This is a genomic window from Embleya sp. NPDC001921 (assembly GCF_053594475.1).
This window is the reverse complement of sequence record NZ_JBSFEO010000011.1, coordinates 203048-222250: the sequence shown is the minus strand read 5'-3', so window position 1 is coordinate 222250 and position 19203 is coordinate 203048. Positions and strand designations below refer to the sequence as shown.

15 protein-coding genes and 1 pseudogene are annotated in these 19203 nt (G+C 73.1%); 9 read left to right on the top strand and 7 right to left on the bottom strand.

Annotation, left to right across the window (positions count from 1 at the left end; translation table 11 throughout):
- Positions 1 to 241 precede the first annotated feature (241 nt).
- Positions 242 to 1582, bottom strand: a complete 1341-nt coding sequence (locus ACWCPW_RS16140) for a cytochrome P450 (protein ID WP_449762172.1) — start codon at positions 1580 to 1582, stop codon at positions 242 to 244.
- Positions 1583 to 1826: 244 nt separating this feature from the next.
- Here ACWCPW_RS16140 and ACWCPW_RS16135 point away from each other — a divergent pair, with 244 nt between their 5' ends.
- The 3 genes from ACWCPW_RS16135 (at position 1827) to ACWCPW_RS16125 (ending at position 5367) form a co-directional block, all read left to right on the top strand.
- On the top strand, positions 1827 to 3266 hold the full coding sequence (locus tag ACWCPW_RS16135) for a cytochrome P450 (RefSeq protein WP_449762171.1): 1440 nt from the start codon (positions 1827 to 1829) through the stop codon (positions 3264 to 3266).
- Between the two features lie 82 nt (positions 3267 to 3348).
- On the top strand, positions 3349 to 4269 hold the full coding sequence (locus ACWCPW_RS16130; protein ID WP_449762170.1) for a terpene synthase family protein: 921 nt from the start codon (positions 3349 to 3351) through the stop codon (positions 4267 to 4269).
- Between the two features lie 258 nt (positions 4270 to 4527).
- Entirely contained in the window at positions 4528 to 5367 is an 840-nt protein-coding gene (locus ACWCPW_RS16125) for an alpha/beta fold hydrolase (RefSeq protein WP_449762169.1), read from the top strand.
- An 85-nt stretch (positions 5368 to 5452) separates the two neighbouring features.
- Here the strand turns inward: ACWCPW_RS16125 and argF are convergent, their stop codons facing one another.
- Positions 5453 to 6436, bottom strand: coding sequence for an ornithine carbamoyltransferase (gene argF, locus ACWCPW_RS16120; RefSeq protein WP_449762168.1), 984 nt, complete (start codon positions 6434 to 6436; stop codon positions 5453 to 5455).
- Between the two features lie 435 nt (positions 6437 to 6871).
- On the opposite strand from argF, the pseudogene ACWCPW_RS16115 reads away from it, so the two are divergent.
- Positions 6872 to 8035: pseudogene (locus ACWCPW_RS16115) on the top strand (Cmx/CmrA family chloramphenicol efflux MFS transporter); the annotation flags it as partial.
- A 218-nt stretch (positions 8036 to 8253) separates the two neighbouring features.
- Here ACWCPW_RS16115 and ACWCPW_RS16110 read toward each other — a convergent pair.
- The 4 genes from ACWCPW_RS16110 to ACWCPW_RS16095 are packed head-to-tail and all read right to left on the bottom strand — an operon-like array spanning position 8254 to position 13133.
- Positions 8254 to 10062 (bottom strand): SDR family oxidoreductase, encoded by a 1809-nt coding sequence (locus tag ACWCPW_RS16110; RefSeq protein ID WP_449762167.1) that lies wholly within the window; start codon positions 10060 to 10062, stop codon positions 8254 to 8256.
- The gene (locus tag ACWCPW_RS16105; protein WP_449762166.1) at positions 10059 to 10934 is read right to left on the bottom strand and encodes a M24 family metallopeptidase; all 876 of its coding nucleotides are present in this window, start codon (positions 10932 to 10934) and stop codon (positions 10059 to 10061) included. Before ACWCPW_RS16105 ends, ACWCPW_RS16110 begins: the two co-directional genes overlap by 4 nt.
- A gap of 59 nt (positions 10935 to 10993) precedes the next feature.
- A complete protein-coding gene (locus ACWCPW_RS16100; protein WP_449762165.1) occupies positions 10994 to 12127 on the bottom strand; it encodes a PDR/VanB family oxidoreductase in 1134 nt (377 codons plus the stop codon).
- Between the two features lie 52 nt (positions 12128 to 12179).
- Positions 12180 to 13133, bottom strand: a complete 954-nt coding sequence (locus ACWCPW_RS16095; RefSeq protein WP_449762164.1) for a metal-dependent hydrolase — start codon at positions 13131 to 13133, stop codon at positions 12180 to 12182.
- A gap of 383 nt (positions 13134 to 13516) precedes the next feature.
- Between ACWCPW_RS16095 and ACWCPW_RS16090 the strand changes: the two genes are divergently transcribed.
- The 5 genes from ACWCPW_RS16090 (at position 13517) to ACWCPW_RS16070 (ending at position 18115) form a co-directional block, all read left to right on the top strand.
- Positions 13517 to 14200, top strand: a complete 684-nt coding sequence (locus tag ACWCPW_RS16090; protein ID WP_449762163.1) for a TetR/AcrR family transcriptional regulator — start codon at positions 13517 to 13519, stop codon at positions 14198 to 14200.
- Between the two features lie 220 nt (positions 14201 to 14420).
- Entirely contained in the window at positions 14421 to 15386 is a 966-nt protein-coding gene (locus tag ACWCPW_RS16085; RefSeq protein WP_449762162.1) for an ABC transporter ATP-binding protein, read from the top strand.
- The gene (locus tag ACWCPW_RS16080) at positions 15386 to 16237 is read left to right on the top strand and encodes an ABC transporter permease (protein ID WP_449762161.1); all 852 of its coding nucleotides are present in this window, start codon (positions 15386 to 15388) and stop codon (positions 16235 to 16237) included. Before ACWCPW_RS16085 ends, ACWCPW_RS16080 begins: the two co-directional genes overlap by 1 nt.
- Complete coding sequence (locus ACWCPW_RS16075) at positions 16234 to 17445, top strand: sensor histidine kinase (protein ID WP_449762160.1); 1212 nt, start codon at positions 16234 to 16236, stop codon at positions 17443 to 17445. The genes ACWCPW_RS16080 and ACWCPW_RS16075 overlap by 4 nt, the downstream gene beginning before the upstream one ends.
- Position 17446: 1 nt before the next feature.
- Positions 17447 to 18115: a response regulator gene (locus ACWCPW_RS16070; RefSeq protein ID WP_449762159.1), complete on the top strand. Its 669-nt coding sequence runs from the start codon at positions 17447 to 17449 to the stop codon at positions 18113 to 18115.
- Between the two features lie 174 nt (positions 18116 to 18289).
- Here the strand turns inward: ACWCPW_RS16070 and ACWCPW_RS16065 are convergent, their stop codons facing one another.
- A complete protein-coding gene (locus ACWCPW_RS16065) occupies positions 18290 to 19192 on the bottom strand; it encodes an alpha/beta fold hydrolase (RefSeq protein WP_449762158.1) in 903 nt (300 codons plus the stop codon).
- Positions 19193 to 19203 lie beyond the last annotated feature (11 nt).

Here is a 19203-nt window from a genome sequence, read left to right as displayed (position 1 = left end):
CGTCCCGGGCGGCCCGTCCGGCCCGTCGTAGCTGCGCGAATTCCATGCCATGTCGGCCCCCTGCGGTTCCGGTCGATGCGGCCGGCGCTCGTTCAGCGGCCAGGCTAGACCGATCGATACCCGCCGTGGGCGAGTTCGCACCGTCCGTCACGAACTGGCAAACACGGCCGCCCCGGTGGGCCGCCGCGCGAGCGGCCGGGCACGCGGGACGCCCCGACCCTCCGCCCCCGGGCCCGGGCGGCTACCCCACCGGACGCACCAAGAGGGTCAGTCCGGTCGGGCTGGGAATGGGCTCGCGCACCGACACTCCCACCCGCAGACCCGCCGGCGGCTCGAAGCTCCAGCGTCGACCCACCGCCACCAGGGTGGCCATCATCTGCATCCCGGCGAAGTTGTCCCCGATGCACTTGAACCGGCCACCGCCGTACGGGGTGAACGCGTGCCGCGGCGGCTGCCATCCGCCGCCCGGCAACCACCGCTCGGGCGAGAACACCTTGGGATGCGGGAACAGCCGCGGATCGGTGTGCAGGGAGTGCTGGCTATAGGCGGTGTCGGTGTCCACCGGCAGCATCACCCCGCCCAACTCCACGGCGGCGGTGGTGCGTTGGGTCACGAGCTGGACCGAGTGCAGGCGCATCGCCTCGTACAGCACCGCCCGGGTGTAGGGCAGTCGGGCCAAGTCGGCCATCGTGGGGACGCCCTCCAGTGTCGCGATCTCGGCCAGCATGCGCTCCTGCGCGCCGGGACGCAGCGCCAGGCGGAACCACGTCCAGGCCAAGGTGGTCGGCACGTTGGCCGCACCGCCGATGAGCATCGCGATCACCTCGTCGCGCACGAGCTCGTCGCGCAACGGCGCACCGGTGTCCGGGTCGCGGGCCGCCAGCAGGCATCCCACCACGTCCGCCGCCCGCGCGTGCGCCGGTTCGGCGTCGCGGCAGGCGGCCACCGCCTCGTCGACCACCGCGCGCATGCGGACCATCGCCGCCTCCCCTCGGCGGACGAAGGGCAGCGGCATCCGGTCCACCGACTTGGGCATCATCGGGCGCTCCACCGCCGCCTTCTCGATCACCGGAAGCACCTCCGCCAACCGGGCGAGCACGTCTGTGCTCAGCCGCCCGGAGAAGAGCGTCTCCGCGGTCTCCGCGACCGCGAGCGCCCTCAACTCGCCCATCACGTCCACCGGACACCCGGGCGTCCAGTCGGCGCAGCGCAGTTCCACCTGTCGGTATACCGACGCCAGGTGCCGCTCGACGTGGGCGGGTCCGAACGCCTTTCGGATGGTCAGCCGTTGCCGGTGGTACAGCTCCCCGTCCGAGGTGATCACCCCGTGGCCCAGCAGCGGCACCATGCGTTGGAACTGCCTTCCGCGGCCGAAGCTGCGTCCCTTGGACGACTGCACCTGGTGCACCAGGTCCGGGTCGGTGACCACGTACATCGGTGCGGTACCGAGCCGGATCCGCACCAACGGCCCCAGCCGGCGCAGGGATTCGAGGAATCGCAGCCGGTCGCCGGCGAGTCGGTGCAGATGTCCCACTCCCGGCAGGCCGCCCGCGGCGGTGGGCACATCGTCGAGAGTCAGCACAGGCCACTCCTTCGCGTGGTTCGCCCAGCCCCCGTGCCCGCCAGTGTGACCATCGCGGCGTCGTACCGGCAGGGCGCGCCAACCATCGTGGCCGGCGCCCCCGCGTGCGACCCCGCACGCCCTTACCGACCGGGCCCGGGAGCGCGAGCATGGCCCGGTGACGGGGGCAACGCCCGGTGCCGCGGACGTCTGCGGTCGGCCACGGGCGTGCCCCGCGACGGACAGCGGATCCAAGGAGCGCTCCATGTCCACGCCCACCACCGCCATCGCGCCGCCGATGGCCGCCCACGCCCTACCGATCCTGGGGCACACCCTGCCCATGTGGCGCGACCCCATGTCGTTCCTGCTGGCGCAGCACGCGATCGCCCCCGTGGTGCGCCTGCGCCTGGGCCCCAAGCTCGCCTACCTGATCACCCGTCCCGAACCGGTGCACAAGGTGCTGGTCACCGAGGCGCACCGGTTCGACAAGGGCGGTCCGTTCGTGGACGCCGCCCGCACGCTGATCGGCGACGGCCTCGGTACCTGCGCCGCAGGCGACCACCGCTACCAACGTCCGTTGATGAACCAGGCGTTCCGCAAGCGGTGCATCGTCTCCTATACGGATGCCATGGTCGACTGCGCCCGGGACCTCGTCTCCTCGTGGCAGCCCGGCCAGATCATCGACGTGTGCCGGGACATGCGCCGGCTGGCCTGCCGCGCGCTGACCCGCACGCTGTTCTCCGATCCCGCGCAGGCCCGGCTGACCGCCGAGATCGAAGCGGCGTACACCGTGCTGATGCCCGGCATGTGGTGGCAGATGGTGATCCCCATCGGCCTCGTGCACAAGGCGCCGCTGCCGGCGAACCGCCGTTTCGAGCGGGCCCGGGTGACCGCCCGCAGCCTGATCGCCCGCATGGTCGCCGCCTATCGGGTCCGGGACGAGGAGATGCACGACGGTCTGGCCACGATCATGTCCGCCCGCGACGAGCACGGTCGGGCGTTCACCGACGACGAGGTGTGCGATCAGATCGCCACCTTGATGATCGGCGGCATCCCGGCCACCGCCGACCTGTTGGCGTGGCTGTTCTGCGTGCTCTCCCGGGAGGAGGCGAGGAGCCGGGAGGTGACCGCGGAGGTGGACTCCGTCCTGGCCGGTCGCGCCCCCGGCCACGAGGACATCGCGCGGTTGCCCCGGCTGGGCCGGGCACTGACCGAGACACTGCGGCTGTACCCGTCGGTGTCGATCCTCAGTCGCCGGGTCGTCGAGCCGATCACCCTCGACGGCACCCGGCTCGAGGCGGGCGACGAGGTGTTGTTCAGCCCGTACTGCCTGCACCGCGACCCGGGCGTGTTCGCCGACCCGGAGCGATTCGACCCCGACCGTTGGCTGCCCGCGGCCGTCGGCCGGGAACAGCGCGAGGCGTTCATCCCGTTCGGGGCCGGCACCCGCAAGTGCATCGGCGACGCGTACGGCATGACCGAGGCCACGCTCGCCGCCGCGGCGATCCTCTCCCGGGTGCGGCCGGCCAAGGTCCCCGGTACGCCGGACGCGGCGCCGCTGCTGCGGATGACTCTGTCGCCGGTCCCGCTGAACCTGACGGTCGAACCGCGTACCAACGGAATCCACGGACCGAGGGAGACCGCCGATGAAGGCGCACCGGCTCGCTGCCCAGCCCATCGTGCCGGCGGCGGCGACGGCGACTGACCACCGACATCCGGCGACCGGGCTCGAGACCCCGCGATTGTGGTGCCCGATCGCGCCGGCCCGGCACGCGGCGGAACAGGAGGTGACCGACCGGACGATCGAGTGGATGCGGCGATTCGACTACATCCGCACACCGCAGGAGGAATCGAGCGCGCGGGCCGCCCGGTTCGGCGCACTCGGCGCGCTCACCCATCCGCACGGCAGCCTCGACGGCGCCGTGTTGGCGGCGCAGGCGATGGTGTGGCTGTTCCTCCAGGACGACCGGTTCTCCGAACGCGCCCCGGCGCAGGGCCGGATCGAGGATCTGGCCGAGCACATCCTGTGCTGCCAGCGGGTGTTGCACGGCCCGGCGGAGATCCCCGAGCCGCCCGGGCGGTATCCGGCCGCGCTGCTGGATCTGCGCATCCGGCTGGCCGGCATGGCGGCCGACCCCGAGCAGGTGGAGCGGTTCACCGACGGCTTCAACCGGTATCTGGCGGCGGTCGCCGCGGAGGCGATCTATCGGGTCCGGGGCGTCACGCCCGACCTGGCGCAGTACATCCGGCTGCGGGAGTCGACGATCCTGATGCGCGGCATGTGCTTCGTGCTCATCGAACTGGCCGACGACTGCTACCTGCCGGGCCCGCTGTGGGCGCGGCCCGACGTGCGCCGCTGCGAACGGGCCGCCGCGCTGGCGATCGCCTACACCCACGACATCCTCTCCGGCCTGCGTGAGTTGTACTGGCCGGGCCACGTCAATCTGATCACCGCGCTGGCCCGGCACCTCGATCGTCCGTTGGCCGACGCGTTGGCGGAGGCGGTGCGGATGTGCGAGGAGCAGATGGCCCTGTTCCAACGACTGGCCGGGCCGCTGGCCGAGGAGGGGGACGAACGACTGGCGCGCTATGTGCGGGGCATGGGCGCGTGGATCCGCGGCAACCTGGACTGGTCGATGACCTGCGGCCGCTACCACGTGTCCTCGCCGCGCCCCTCGGGCGAGTCGCCCGGGATGTTCGGCGCCTGAGGACACGGCCCGGGGGCGGCGGACGACGCGAGGACGATTCGTCGGCGGGAGACTACTTCATACGGCGTTTCGTCCGTGAAACCGGAGAACCACCCCGAATGGGTCGCCAGAGGTCGAGTGGGCGAATGTCTGGTCGCGCGCGAAGAGGCCCGGCCGACGTTTCGTCGGTCGGGTCGCGCCCGCGCCTTCGGCGGGCGGGGCGGCGCACGTGCGGGAAGCCGATTGCCCGGGGTGCGGGCGGCCGGCAGGGTCGTGGCCATGCCTACCTTCTCCGCGCACGACGGGACCCCGCTCGCGTACCACGTGTCGGGGGACGGCGCGCCCTTGGTGTGTCTGCCCGGCGGGCCCATGCAGGCCTCCGCCTACCTCGGCGACCTCGGCGGCCTGGCCGGGCACCGCCGGTTGATCATGCTCGACCTGCGCGGGACCGGCGAGTCGGCGAAGCCGCAGGACACCTCCTCGTACCGCTGCGACCGGCTCGTCGAGGACGTCGAGGCGCTGCGTGGGCACCTCGGCCTGGCGCGGATGGACCTGCTCGCGCATTCGGCGGGCGCGAACCTGGCCGGGCGGTACGTGAGCCGGCACCCCGAACGGGTGGGCCGGCTCGTGCTGGTCACGCCCAGCGTGATGGGCGTCGGGCTCGCGATCACCGCGACGGACCGGACCGAAACCGCGCGGCTGCGCCGGGCCGAGCCGTGGTTCCCGCAGGCGTTCGCGGCCCTGGAGGCGATCGTGGCCGGCCGGGCCGCGGCGGATACGTGGGGCGCCATCGCGCCGTTCGCCTACGGCGTCTGGGACGATCGGGCCCGGGCGCATCGCGCGGCCGAGGACACCCAGCGCAACGACGAGGCGGCGGCCGCTTTCGGGGCGGAGGGCGCGTTCGACCCGGCCGCCACCCGCGCGGCGCTGGCCCGCTTCGGGGCGCCGGTCCTCCTGCTCGCCGGCGAGGTCGACATCTCCGGTCCGCCGCGGGTGATGGGGGAGTTCGCCGCGTTGTTCCCGCACGCCGAACTCGTGGTCCAGGCCGGGGCCGGCCACTTCCCCTGGCTCGACGACGCCGACCGTTTCGTGCGGACCACGGCGACGTTCCTGGGGTAGCGCCGTGCCGCGCCGCGTCCCGGGAGCGCCGCGCCTCGGAGCGCCGCGCCGTCGGCTCCGGGGGTGTGTGCGAGAGCGCCTTCGGTCAGCCCGCGATGGTGAGTTGCATCAGGGCCTTCGCGGTGTGCATGCGGTTCTCGGATTGCTCGAAGACGCGGCTTCGAGGGCCTTCGAAGACCTCGTCGTCCACTTCGAGGATGTCCGGGTGCGCGCGGGCGGTCTCGGTGTCGAGGTCGTGGAAGGCCGGGAGGCAGTGCAGGTAGATGGTGTCCGCGCGCCCGGTGCCGGCCATCAGGTCGGGGGTGACCTTCAAGTCCCGGAGCAGGTCGACGCGTTCGCGGGTGTGCGCCTCCTCGCCCATGGACACCCACACGTCGCCGTAGACGGCCGCCGAGTCGGCCAGGGCATGGGCGGGCGACGCGGTGACGGTGATCGCGGCGTGCGGGGACTCGGCCTCGGCGAGCAGCTCGGCGATGGATCCGGGGTTCGGGTGCAGCGGCTCGGGGGCCAGGACGCGCAGGTCCAGACCGAGTTTGGCGGCGGCGATGGCCAGCGTGTACGCCACGTTGTTGCGGCCGTCGCCGACGTAGGTGACGGGCAGGCCCTCCAGACGACCGAAGTTCTCGCGCAGGGTGAGCAGGTCGGCGAGGACCTGGGTGGGATGGTACGAGTCGCACAGGCCGTTCCACACCGGTACGCCCGCGTGGCGCGCGAACTCGGCGATCGTCGCGTGCTCGAAGCCGCGGAACATCACGCCGTCGAAGACCCGACCGAACACCCGGGCGATGTCGCGGACGGACTCCTTGACGCCGAACCGGATGTCCTCGCGGCCGAAGAGCTCCGGATGCGCGCCGGACTGCGTGGCGGCGACCACGAACGAGACCCGGGTGCGGCACGAGGGCTTGAGAAAGATCAGTGCGATGTTGCGACCGGCCAGGACCGGGACACGTTCGCCGTGCGCGGCCCGCTCCTTGGTGTCCGCCGCCCGGTCGAGCAACTCGGTGATCTCGTTTGCGCCGACGTCGCGCAGGGAGAGCAGATTGCGGCCTTTGAGAGTGGAATATCCCATGGGTGGACCTCGACTCGACGACTCGATGATGCATGAATATGTCTTACTCGGCATCATCATGCACCATGGCGTGCGGATGCCGCAGGTGTTTCCGCCCGGAAACCGGTGGAGGCCGGGCGGGTCCGGCTGGTAGCTTCCCGATCGTGTCCAGCCCCGAGTCGGACAGACGACGGCCGCCGGTGAAGCGGTGGCCGACCTCCTGTCGAACGTGTCGATGAACTGAGCCGCCCGGCCGCAGCAGCGAGCCGAGGGCGTGCTTCGACCCGCCCGCGGGCATGACCGCCATCCGAGTCGCCGGAGCAGCGAAGTGTGGGCTCCGCGCCGCAGTTGCGACACCCGGGCGAACAAGCCGGTGTCGTGCGCACGCGCGGACGCGGCCCACCCCTGCCCAATCGGATCCGGATCGGATCCCTCGGACGTCCATGGGGTTTCGTCATGCCATTCGCTGTCTACGTGCTCGGGCTCGCGGTCTTCGCCCAGGGCACCTCGGAGTTCATGCTGTCCGGCCTGCTCTCGGGCATCGCCGCCGACCTGCACGTGTCCATTCCCACCGCCGGGCTGCTGACCTCGGCGTTCGCGATCGGGATGGTGGTCGGCGCGCCCGCGATGGCGCTGCTGAGCCGCACCTGGCCCCGCCGGCGCGCGCTGTTGTCGTTCCTGGGCGTGTTCATCGCCGTGCACGTGGTCGGCGCGCTCGCCCCGAACCACCCGGTCCTGCTGGCCACCCGGGTGGTCGGCGCACTCGCCAACGCCGGGTTCTGGGCGGTGGCCCTGGTGACCGCGATCGACCTGGCCGGGCCCGAACGTCGCGCCCGGGCCACGTCCGTGGTGGTCGGCGGGGTCACCCTCGCGTGTGTGGCGGGGGTGCCCGCCGGTGCGTTGCTGGGCGCGTGGTGGGGGTGGCGCTCGGCGTTCTGGGCGGTGGCCCTGGTGTCGCTGCCGGCCGTGTTCGCGATCGCCCGCACGGTGCCGAACCGGCCGGTCATGGCGGATGCCGCGGTCGGCGCGCGCCGCGAACTGCGGGCCCTGTCCACGCCGCCGCTGCTGATCACCCTGCTGCTGAGCGCGCTCGTCCAGGGCGCGACGTTCGGTACGTTCTCCTACCTCGAACCGCTGGTCACCGACGTCGCCGGGCTCGGCGACGGATGGGTGCCGCTCACGCTCGCGCTGTTCGGGGTGGGCTCGTTCGTCGGCGTCACCGTCGCGGGCCGCGTCGTCGACGCGCGGCCGAACGCGCTGATCACGGCCGGCATGGCGGCGCTGGCGGTGGGATGGGCCCTGCTCGCGGCGACGGCCGCTCATCCGGTCGCGGTGATCGTGCTCGTCCCGGTGCAGGGGATGCTCGCGTTCGGCACCGGAACGGCCTTGATCTCCCGGGTGCTTCGACTCGCCCCGGAGACCTCGGCGTTGGCCGGAGCGGGCGCCACCGCCGCCTTCAACGTGGGCGGCGCCCTCGGGCCCTGGCTCGGCGGCTTGGCCATCGACGCCGGGTTCGGCTACCGCGCGCCGGTGTGGGTGAGCACGATCCTGATGGTCACCGCCCTTGCGGTGGCGGGGGTGACGCGTCGGGCGACCCGGGCGAGCGCGGCGACCCACGCGCCCGACGCGACCCACGCGCCCGATGCGCCACGGGTACCCGGGACGCCCGAGGCGCCCGAGGTGGCTGAAGCGATCCAAGGGCCCGAGGCGACCCAAGGGCCCGAGGCGACTCGAGCGCCAGAGCCCCGCGAAGGCGTCCGGTAGCTCTCACCCCACGACGCCGGTCGGGCGCATCGATCCACCGCCCGACCGGCGTCGGAGCCGTCGGCCCGCGGCCGTCAGCCCATCCCGACCCGCGCCAGCACCCGCATCGCCCCCGGCGACACCCGACTCAGCAACCGGCCCGCCTTCGCCTCCGGCGTCACCGGCACCACCGCCCGCCGCCGTCGGATCGCCCGCACGATCTGGTCGGCGACCTTCTCCGGCGGGTAGTTCCGCCGGGCGTACAGCCTGGAGAACCGTTCCCGACGCGCGTCCTGTTCGGTGTCGTCCACGCCGGAGAAGGTGGTGCTGCGGGTGATCCCGGTGTTCACGATGCCGGGGCAGATCGTGCTCACCCGCACGCCCGAACCGGCGAGCTCGGCCCGCAGGCAGTCGGACAACATCGCCACCGCGGCCTTGCTCGTCGCGTACGCCGCCAGCATCTTGGCTGGCGTATACGCCGCCGCCGACGCGAGGTTGACGATGTGCCCGCCCTCGCCGCGCTCGGCCAGCAGCGTGCCGAACGCCCGGCAGCCGTGGATCACGCCCCACAGGTTGACGTCGAGCACACGCTTCCACTCGGCGTTCGTCGTGGCCAGGAACGTGCCCGAGTGACCCACACCCGCGTTGTTGACCACGATGTCCGGGACGCCGTGCGCGTGCACGACCTCGGCGGCGAACGCGTCCATCGCCGCGCCGTCGGCCACGTCCACCCGATACGCGTGCGCCGTCCGCCCGTACAACCGGGCGAGTTCGGCCGTGCGCTCGGCGGCGGGCAGATCCAGATCGCACACCACCACATCCGCGCCCTGTTCGGCGAACGCGACCGCGGTGGCCCGCCCGATCCCACCTCCCGCGCCGGTGACCAGCGCGAGTCGCCCCGCGAACGGGTCGTCGCCAGACGGGCGTTCGCGTTGCCGGGCCAGGTCCAGCGCCGGTGTCGCGGTGCCGTGCTCGATGTGTTCGACGAACTCGCGGGTCATTCGGGCCACGGTCGGTCCCTTCTCCAGGAGGGCGGACCAGTGGCCCGCGGCGACACTCCGCCGCCACAGCCGAGGCACCCAGCGTTCCAGGCCCTCGGACAGCGCCGCCCCGACGTAGCGGTCGTCGGTGAGCGTGATCAGTTGTACCGGCACGGTCGTCTCCCGGCGGCCCGGCAACACCATCCGCGGCAGCATGTTGGCGCGGTACAGCGCGATCCCGCGCACCGCGTCCTCGACCAGCGTGGGCTGCGGGTGCCCGGCGCGCGGCCGGATCCCCTCCGCCCCGGCCAGCACCCGATCCCAGCGGGCGGCCAGTCCCAGCCGCCAGGTCGCGGGCGCGAGCACCGGCAGGTGGAACGCGGTGATGTACCACGAGCGCACGGACTGCGCCGCGAGTTGCCGCAGATGCCGGGGGGTGGGCCGGGCGAACCGGGCGCGGGCCCAGTGCCCGACGTGGTCCAGACAGGGCCCGGAGATCGAGGTGTACGAGGCGATCCGGCGCGGGCCGGCCCGATCGGTGACCGCCTCCCAGGCCTGGATCGAGCCCCAGTCGTGGGCCAGCACGTGCGCCGGCCGATCCGGCGCGACCGCAGCCAACACCGCGAACAGGTCGGCCGCCAGTTGTTCGAGCCGGTAGCCGTACCGACTCCCGGGCGCGCCGGAGGCTCCCGCGCCGCGCACGTCGTAGCGGACCACCCGGTGATCGCGTTCCAGGTCGGCGGCGACGTCGTCCCAGACCCGATGGCTGTCCGGGTACCCGTGTACCAGCAGCACCAACGGCCGTTCCTCCGGGCCCTGTTCGTACACCGCCAGGGACACCCCGGCGGAGACCACCGTGCGGGTGCGCAGGTCCTCGACCACGTCCACGACGCGCTTCGCGTCGGTCGCGGGCGGCGCCGTCATCGCCCGCCCGCCGCACGCACCCGGTGCACGTGCGGCACGTCCTCGTCCAGCCAGTACGCGTCGTCGTCGGTGACCACCAGCAACTCCTCGAATTTGGCGCCCACCGCACGCAACGCGATGTGCGGCTCCACCGCCCACAGTCCGGGCGTCGGCGCGTGCCGGGACGCCCGTCCGTCCGCCCACAGCGGCGAACGCCCGTGCAGCCGCTCGCCGATCAGTTCCCGGCCCAGGGTGCGCAGTGTGCGCACGCCGAAGCCCAGGGCGTTCACCCCGACCGGCCGGCGCAGCGTCACCCGGGTGACCCGATGGCCGATCACCCGGCCGGGATAGACCCGATGCCGGTTGTCGTAGCCGTGTTCGAGGATCAGCGCGTCCACCGCGCGGTACACGTCGTCGAGCGGCTTGCCCGCCTTGACCTCGCGCAGGATCAGGTCGCGGTACGCGCCGAGGTCGAGGACCAGGCGATCCCACACCGCGTTCTCGCCGACCTTGCCGGCATAGCCGATGTCGGCGGTGTACCCGTCCACGATCGGCGCGCAGTCCAGCACGTACGGCATGCCCTCGGCAAGCACCCGGCCGGTGGCGAAGAACTGCAGCGGGCTGTGGAAGTTCCGGAAGGCGGTGCGGTCGCCGAACCACGCGAACGGGATGTGGAAGAAGTCCCGGACTCCCTCCGCCACCAGTTCGCGGCGCAGCCGCGCGGCGGTCTGACGCTCCGTCACGCCCGGCTCGATCCAGGCCGCGACGCGCTCGGCGCAGCGGTAGGCCAGCCGCTGCACGTCGCGGAAACGATCAAGGTCGACCTCGTCGAACGCGAACGCCGGGATCCCCCGGGGCGCTCGTGCCGCCGGAACCTGTGGCCGTGTGCTCATGTCCTCCGCCTTCGTGGGGGGTGGGATGGCGAACGCGGACACCCCGCCCGCGCGGTCGCTCACAGATCCAGGATCAGCCGCTCGCCCGCCGCGGCGCGCGACACGCACACCAACATCGCGCCGGCCGCCCGCTCGTCGTCGGTCAGCCGCAGATCGCGGTGGTCGACCTCGCCCGCCAGCACCCGTACCCGGCACACACCGCAAAATCCCTGACGGCACGAGTAGGCGGTCTGGGGCAGGGCCTCGCGCAGCACGTCCAGGGCGGGTCGATCGGCGGGCACGGCCAGATCGATCCCAGCGCGCCGCAGGCGCAGTTCGAACGGCCGCCCGTCGACCACCGGGGCGGGCGCGAAGCGCTCGAAGTGCAGACCGCCGCCCGGACCGGCGTCGACGGCAGCGCGGACGCCGGCCAGCATGGGCGCCGGCCCGCAGCAGTACACCGCGGCCCCGGCGGGCGCTCGGCCCACCAGCTCCGCGCAGTCGGGCGGGCCCGCCTCGTCGTCCGCACGCACCTCGAACCGCCCGCCCGAGCCGTCCAGTTCGCTCAGCTCGGCGCCGAACGGCAGCGAGGCGCGGGTGCGGCCGAGGTGGATCAGCCGCCAGTCCAGGCCCGCCCGGGCGGCCTGACGCACCATCGGCAGGATCGGGGTGATGCCGATGCCGCCGGCCAGGAACAGCACGGCGGGTTCGGCGGCGAAGGGGAACGCGTTGCGCGGGCCGATCGTGCGCAGCGTCGCGCCCACCGGCAGTGCGTCGTGCATCTCCACCGATCCGCCGCCGCCCTCGGGCAGTCGGCGGATCGCGATCCGGTAGGTGTAGCGGTCCAGGGGGTCGCCGCACAGCGAGTAGTGCCGGCGGCGCCCGGAGGGCAGTTCCAGGAGCAGGTGGGCGCCGGGCTGCCAGCCGGGCAGCCGGCCGCCGGCAGGTGCGGTCAGCCGCAGCGAGATCACCTCCCGTGCCTCGACGACCCGCTCGCGGACCACGAGTTCGAGCATTCCCGCCGGCCGGGGCGGGGCGTCGGGCGCGCCGGCTCGGGCCCGCCGCCGGCCGCGGTGCGCGACCGCGTCGGTGTGCAGCCGGCCGAGCACGGTCAGCGCGCGCATCATCCGGTCGGCGCGCTCGCGCCCGTACAGGTCCGGTGGCACGGTGCTCGGCCCGCCGGATATCGAAGTCGGCGGCGTGGACGGGCTCATGGGCATCCTCGGCATCCTCGGTGTCCGGGACGGACGGCGGGCGGGGGCGCGCTCAGCGGGCGGCGGCGCGGGCGGCGGGTGAGCGGGCCAGGTACGCGACGGCCTGGCGGGTCGAGCCCTCCTGGGTGGGGTGGTAGCGCGGCTTGACGTAGCGCGCGGCGGACCGCGCGGCCCCGGTCAGTCCGGGCAACAGCCCCCGACGCGAAGCCTGTACGTACGCCCGCCAGGTCGGCCTGGCCCGACCTTCCAGCTCGGGATCGGTGAGCATCAGGAAGCGCACACCGCGCACCCACAGCCAGGTCAGTACCGGCCCGGTGACCGCCATGGTGCGCATGCGCCGCAGGTAGCCGGGGTCCAGGTGGACCAGCAAGTCGTAGGCGACGCTGCGGTGTTCGACCTCCTCTGCGCCGTGCCAGCGCAGCAGGTCGAGCATCGTGGGGTCCACCTCGGCCCGGTCCAGGCCGGGCGCGTTGAGCACCCAGTCGCCCAGGAACGCGGTGAAGTGCTCGATCGCGGCGATGATCGCGACGCGCTCGATCAGATTCTCCCGGCGGGCCGCGCCGGTCAGGTCGTCCCGGCCGCCGAGCACCCGGTGGAAGAGCCATTCGACCTGGCGCACGAACGGTGCCGGGTCCAGGCCCTTGGCGAGCAGCAGGTCCAGCACGCCCTGGTGTGCCTCGGCGTGCACGGACTCCTGGCCGATGAAGCCGATCACGTCCTCGCGCAGCCGCTCGTCGGCGATCAGCGGCAGCGCCTCCCGGAAGGTGCGCACGAACCAGCGCTCGCCCTCGGGGAGCAGCAGGTGCAGCACGTTCATCGTGTGCGTGGCCATGGGCTCCTGCGGCACCCAGTGCATCGGAAGGCGCGACCAGTCGAACCGCACGTCGCGCGGGTCGAGTGCCAGGTCGTGGTGTTCGTCGGCGCGAATGGCCGCTCCCTGTCCCGGAGTTCGGGTCGAGCGTCGGGCGATCCGCAAGGCCGTCGGGGCGGGTGGAACCGAGGACATGGCGGTGCTCCTTCGTCGGAAGGATTCTTGTTACCTCACAGTAGGGAGTGTTGAATAAAAGTCAATACCTTGCTCGGACGGCACCGGGGCCCACTTTGCCGAGGCCCCGCCCGGTGCGCGGAACGGCCCGGGCGCGATGTCGGCGGTGAGCTTGTCCGCGGATACGGGGGACTGTCGGGCGCGCACGTCGATCCGGAGACGAACGGCGGCACGATCGGTCGACAGGCGCGCGACCGAGGGGTGTTCGGGAAGGAGTTCCCCGACTTTCGCGAGGTCTTCGCCGGTACTCTTGCCGTGGACGTGCGACTTGGAGCGGAACCGCCCCCGCCGCGTCACCGCCGACCCGTGCACACACCTTGCCGCGATCGAGACTAGGCGCCGTTTTGAATCAAAGTCAACGCCCCCGACCGCAGGGCCGCCGGACCCCGCCCGACTCCGAACGCTCCCAGGCGCGCCGAGCCGAACTCGTGGCCATCGGACGGCAGTTGTTCGCCAACACCTCCTACGACGCGTTGTCCGTGGACGAGATCGCGGCCCGCGCCAACGTGGCCAAGGGCCTGCTCTACTACTACTTCCGGAACAAGCGCGGCTACTACCTCGCGGTGATCGAGGACTCGGTCGCCGACCTGGTCGCCCGCGCCCGCAGCGATGCCGACCAACCCGCCGCCGATCGGCTGCGCAACGTGCTGGACGGCTACCTGCGCTTCGCCCAGGGCAACGAGGCCGCCTACCGCACGGTGGTCAGCGGCGGGGTCGGCTTCGACACCGACGTGCTCACCATCCGCGAACGCGTCCGCGAGGAGATGCTCACCTCGCTCGCCGAGGGGGCCTACGGTCGGTCCGACCTGTCGCCGATCGCCCGCGCCGCGCTGATCGGCTGGTTGTACTGCGTCGAGGGGGTCACCCTGGACTGGCTCGCCCGCCGGGAACTGGAGCGCGAGGCGGTGCACCACCTGCTGGTGATGCTGCTCCTGGACACGTTCGTCACGATCGCCCGACTGGACCCGGCGTGGCAGCCCCCGGCGGCGGCCCTGGCCCTGTGGCGCGCGAGCGGGCACCCGGAATAGCCGACGCCGGGCACCCGGAACAGCCGACGCCGGCACCCGGCGGGTCATCCCAGCGACGGACGCGTTCACCCTCGGGGCCCACATTCGCCGCTCCCGGGTTCGCCCCCACGGCGATCGTCACGGTCCCGGCCGCCGGCTAGCGTTGAGGGCAGATCGGGCACCCGCCCGACGGCCCTCCTCGCGGAGGTGCCCAAGCACCGGAGCCACGGAGACGGCAGCGATGATCAAAGCCGACGCACTCACCAAGCGCTACGGGCCCAAGACCGCCGTCGAGGCACTGACCTTCACCGTCCGCCCCGGCGTGGTCACCGGCTTCCTGGGCCCCAACGGCGCCGGCAAGTCCACCACGATGCGGATGATCCTGGGCCTGGACCACCCCACCTCCGGCACGATCACCGTCAACGGCCGCCGCTACGCGGACCATCGCGCCCCGCTGCACGAGGTCGGGGCGCTGCTGGAGGCCAAGGCCGTGCACACCGGGCGCTCGGCGTACAACCACCTGTTGTCGATGGCCGCCACCACCGGCATCCCCACCCGCCGGGTGCGCGAGGTGATCGAGATGGTCGGCCTGGACGAGGTGGCCCGCAGGCGGGTCGGCGGCTTCTCGCTGGGCATGGGTCAGCGCCTGGGCATCGCCACCGCGCTGCTGGGCGATCCGGCCACGCTGGTGCTGGACGAGCCGGTCAACGGGCTCGACCCCGAGGGCGTGTTGTGGATCCGCACGCTGCTCAAGTCGCTGGCCGCCGAGGGCCGCACGGTCTTCCTGTCCTCGCACCTGATGAGCGAGATGGCGCTCACCGCCGAGCACCTGATCGTGGTCGGCCGCGGCCGGCTGATCGCCGACGTCTCGGTCGCCGAGTTCATCCACAACGCCGCGCCCGACCAGGTCCGGGTCCGTACGCCCGACGCCGACCGGCTGCGCGCGCTGCTGTTCGGCCCCCGGGTGCGGATCAGCGGCCACGAGCGGGACGTCCTGGAGGTGTCCGGGGTGTCCAGCGACGACATCGGCCGGGTCGCGGCGGCGCACGGCATCACCCTGTTCGAACTGGTCCCGCAACAGGCTTCACTGGAGGAGGCGTTCATGGAATCGACCCGGGACGCGGTCGAGTACCGGGTGGCCGCGGGCGGACCCGGATCGGCGCGGACGACCGGCGCGGGCCGCCGCCGCAAGGACGAGGCGGCCTGATGTCGACCACCACGACCGTCGCCGGCGACACCGCCGGCGTCCCCCGATTCGTCTCCACGGCCGCCGGCCGGGGCCGGGTCACCTTCGCGCGGGTGCTCCACGCCGAGTGGATCAAGCTGCGCAGCCTGCGCTCGACCCTGTGGGTCCTGGCCACCGCCGTCTTCCTGGTGATCGCGCTGGGCCTGCTGATCACCTCGGGCACGGTCGACCGCTGGCCGAACATGAGCGCCGGCGAGCGGGAGCGATTCTCCGCGCCCAACGCGAGCCTGACCGGGTTGTATCTGGCCCAACTGGCGATCGGCGTACTCGGCGTCCTGGTGGTCACCGGCGAATACGCCACCGGCTCGATCCGGGCCACCATGTCGGCGGTGCCGCACCGGCTTCCGGTGTTGTGGGCCAAGACCGCGGTGTTCGCGACGGCCACCTTCGTGCTGATGCTCGGCACCTGCCTGGTCGCGTTCACGAGCGGACAGGCGGTGCTGGCGAAGGAGCACATCGACGTCTCGCTCGGCGACCCGGGCGTGCCGCGCGTGGTCGTGGGCGTCGCGGTCTACCTCGCCCTCACCGGCGTCCTGGCGATCGGGATCGGCGCGATCGTCCGCAACGCCGCCGGCGGCATCGCGATCGTGTTCGGACTGCTGCTGGTCCTGCCCGAGGTGGTGCGCGCGCTGCCCGCCGACTGGCAGGAGCGCATCACCAAGTACCTGCCCAGCGAGGCCGGTCAGGCGCTCAGCCGGTGGCGGCCGACGGAGGGCGTGCTGTCCCCGGGAGCGGGCATCACGGTGTTCGTGCTGTACGCGGCGGCCGCGCTCGCGGTGGCGGCGGTGCTGCTCCGGCGGCGCGACGCGTGAACACGATTTCCGCACGGTTCGGCGGCGAGCACGCGCTCGCCGCCGTACCGGCACGTGTGGTGGCCTTCACCCGCCGGCATCCGGTCCGGGCCGACGCCACGCTCTCGGTGGCCCTGCTGTTTCTCTTCGAGGCCGGCAACCTGCTGCGGCTGTCCCCGTGGGTGGTGACGGGGGCGGTGCTGACCCTGCCGCTCGCGCTGCGCCGCCGGGCCCCGGTCGCGGTGTTCGTGGTGATCTCGGCCACGGCGCTGGGGCAGTGGTCCCTCGACGCGCGGACGGGCGCGGACGCGAGCCTGCTGATCGCGCTGTACACCGTGGCCGCGACCTGCGACCGGCGGCGCACCCTGTACGCGCTCGCCGTGGTCGAGATCGGCATCGTGCTCGCCGTCGCGCGCTGGACCGTCGACGGGTACCGGTTCGGCGCGTTCGTCGGGCTCAGCGCGATGGCCGTCACGGCGGCGGTGCTCGGCGCCAACCTGCGCACCCGGCGGCGCTACCTGCTGGCCCTGGAGGAGCGGGCGCAACGCCTGGAGCGCGACCAGGAACAGCAGGCCGAACTCGCGGTGGCGGCCGAACGGGCGCGGATCGCCCGCGAGATGCACGACATCGTCACGCACAACCTGTCGGTGATGGTGGCGCTCGCGGACGCCGCCACGATGACCGTGCACAGCAGACCGGACCGCTCGGCCGCCGCGATGGAGCAGGTCTCCGGCACGGGCCGGCAGGCGCTCACCGAGATGCGCCGCTTCCTGGGCGTGCTGCACGAGGACGAACCCGACGCCGCCCGGCACCCGCAGCCGGACCTGGCCCGGCTGGGCGCGTTGGCCGAACAGGTGCGCGCGGCGGGACTGCCGACCACGCTCACCGTGCAGGGCGACACCCGGCACGTGCCGGCGGGCGCGCAACTGGCGGTGTACCGGCTCGCCCAGGAGGCGCTGACCAACACCCTCAAGCACGCCCATCCCGGCGCGAACGCGCGGATCCGAGTCCGGAGTTCGCCCGAACGGCTGGAGCTGAGCGTGGTCGACGACGGCCGCCCACGCGCGCGCGAGGTCGGCGACCGGGAGGAACCGCGGGGCGGGCGGGGGCTGGCCGGCATGCGGGAACGAGCCGCCGTCTACGGTGGTGATGTGGAGGCCGGGCCGTTGCCCGGGGGCGGCTGGCGAGTGTCGGCGCTGTTGCACCTGACCGATCCGGGAGGATCCTGACGTGGCCATCGACGTACTGGTGGTGGACGACCAGCCGCTGCTGCGGATGGCGTTCACGATGGTTCTGGACGCCCAGGAGGACATGGCACTGGCGGGCGAGGCCGACTGCGGCGAGGACGCGGTCCGGCTGGCCGAGTCGGTGCGCCCGGACGTGGTGTTGATGGACGTGCGCATGCCCGGCATGGACGGCATCGAGGCGACCCGGCTGATCACCGAGCGCTGCCCGGCCACCAAGGTGCTCATCCTGACCACGTTCGACCTGGACGAGTACGCCTTCGCCGGACTGCGCGCGGGCGCCTCCGGGTTCCTGCTCAAGAACGCGCTGCCCGCCGAACTCCTGGGCGCGATCCGCTCGGTGGCGGCGGGCGACGCGGTGGTCGCGCCCCGGGTCACCCGCCGCCTGTTGGAGACGTTCGCGCACCGGCTGCCGCGGCACGATCTCGCGCCCGGCGCCGAGGATCCGCGGCTGGCGCAGTTGACCGAGCGCGAACGCGGGGTGCTGATCGAGGTCGCGCGCGGCCTGTCCAACGCGGAGATCGCCGCGCGACTGCACCTGTCGGACGCCACGATCAAGACCCATGTGAGCCGGGTGCTGGCCAAGCTCGGCGTCCGCGACCGCGTGCAGGCGGTGGTGGTCGCGTACGAGAGCCGCCTGGTGCAACCGCTGTGACCTGGGCGCCGCACGGGTCGGGCACAGCCCGCGCGGCGCCGGGGACCTTGTTCGCACAGGCGTGGTACACACCCGACGCCGTGCCGCGTACCGGCGGTGACCGGAAACGGGCCATCGCGGTCCGGCCGGCATCTCGGGCCGGTGCCGGCGGACCGCCCCCGCCCCCGCGAACGGTCAGACCCGTGCGATCGACGCGAGGTCGCGCACCTCGTCGGCGACGGTCGTCCACAGGGCGGCGGGCAGGTCGTGGCCGACGCCCGGAAAGGTCACCAGGCGGGCGCCCGGCACCGTGCGCGCGGTCGTCCTGGCCGCGTGCACGCGCAGCAGCGGGTCCTGTTCGCCGTGCAGGACCAGCATCGGCCGGCGCAGCTCGCGCAGCTTCGGGCCGTGCCACCGGGCGCCGATCTGCCGGCTCTGCGCCTTCTTGTCGCGCGGTCCGCTGTCCACGTCGGCCTCGACCCACGCGCGGGCCGCGTCCTCGTCGAACGGGTAGCCGGGCGAGGCGATGCCGCGCCACACGGTGAGCGCGGCCTCGATGTCGCCCTCGCGTCCCGGTGGGAACTCGGCCCGGGCGAGCCGGGCGAGCAGCCCCGGGCGCAGGTAGCGCAGTACGCGCAGGCCGGAGACGTCGCTGGGCAGCGCGGCCGAGGAGGTGACGCCGAGCACCCGATCCGGGTGCCGCAGCGCGATCCGTTGCGCGATCACCCCGCCCAGCGAGTGGCCGAACACGTGCGCGCGCTGCCAGCCGAGGGCGTCCAGCACGGCGATCGCGTCGTCGACCATGTCCTCGGACGTATAGGCCTCGCCGCGCCTGCCGAACAGCGCCCGGAACGGGTTGCCGGTGGCGGTCTCCGGCAGCCGGGTGGATTCGCCGGCATCGCGCTGGTCGTAGCGGGCGACCGCGAAACCGGCCGCGGCGAACGCCTCGCACAGCCCGGCCGGCCACCAGAACCGGGCCGTGGCCAGACCCATGATCAGCAGCAGCGGTTCGCCCTCCGCACCTTCGAGCCGGTCGTAGGCCACCTCCACCGCGCCGTTGCGGGCGTGGCGGGTCGGCGTCCATCGGGTGTCGGGCATGGCGATCCCCT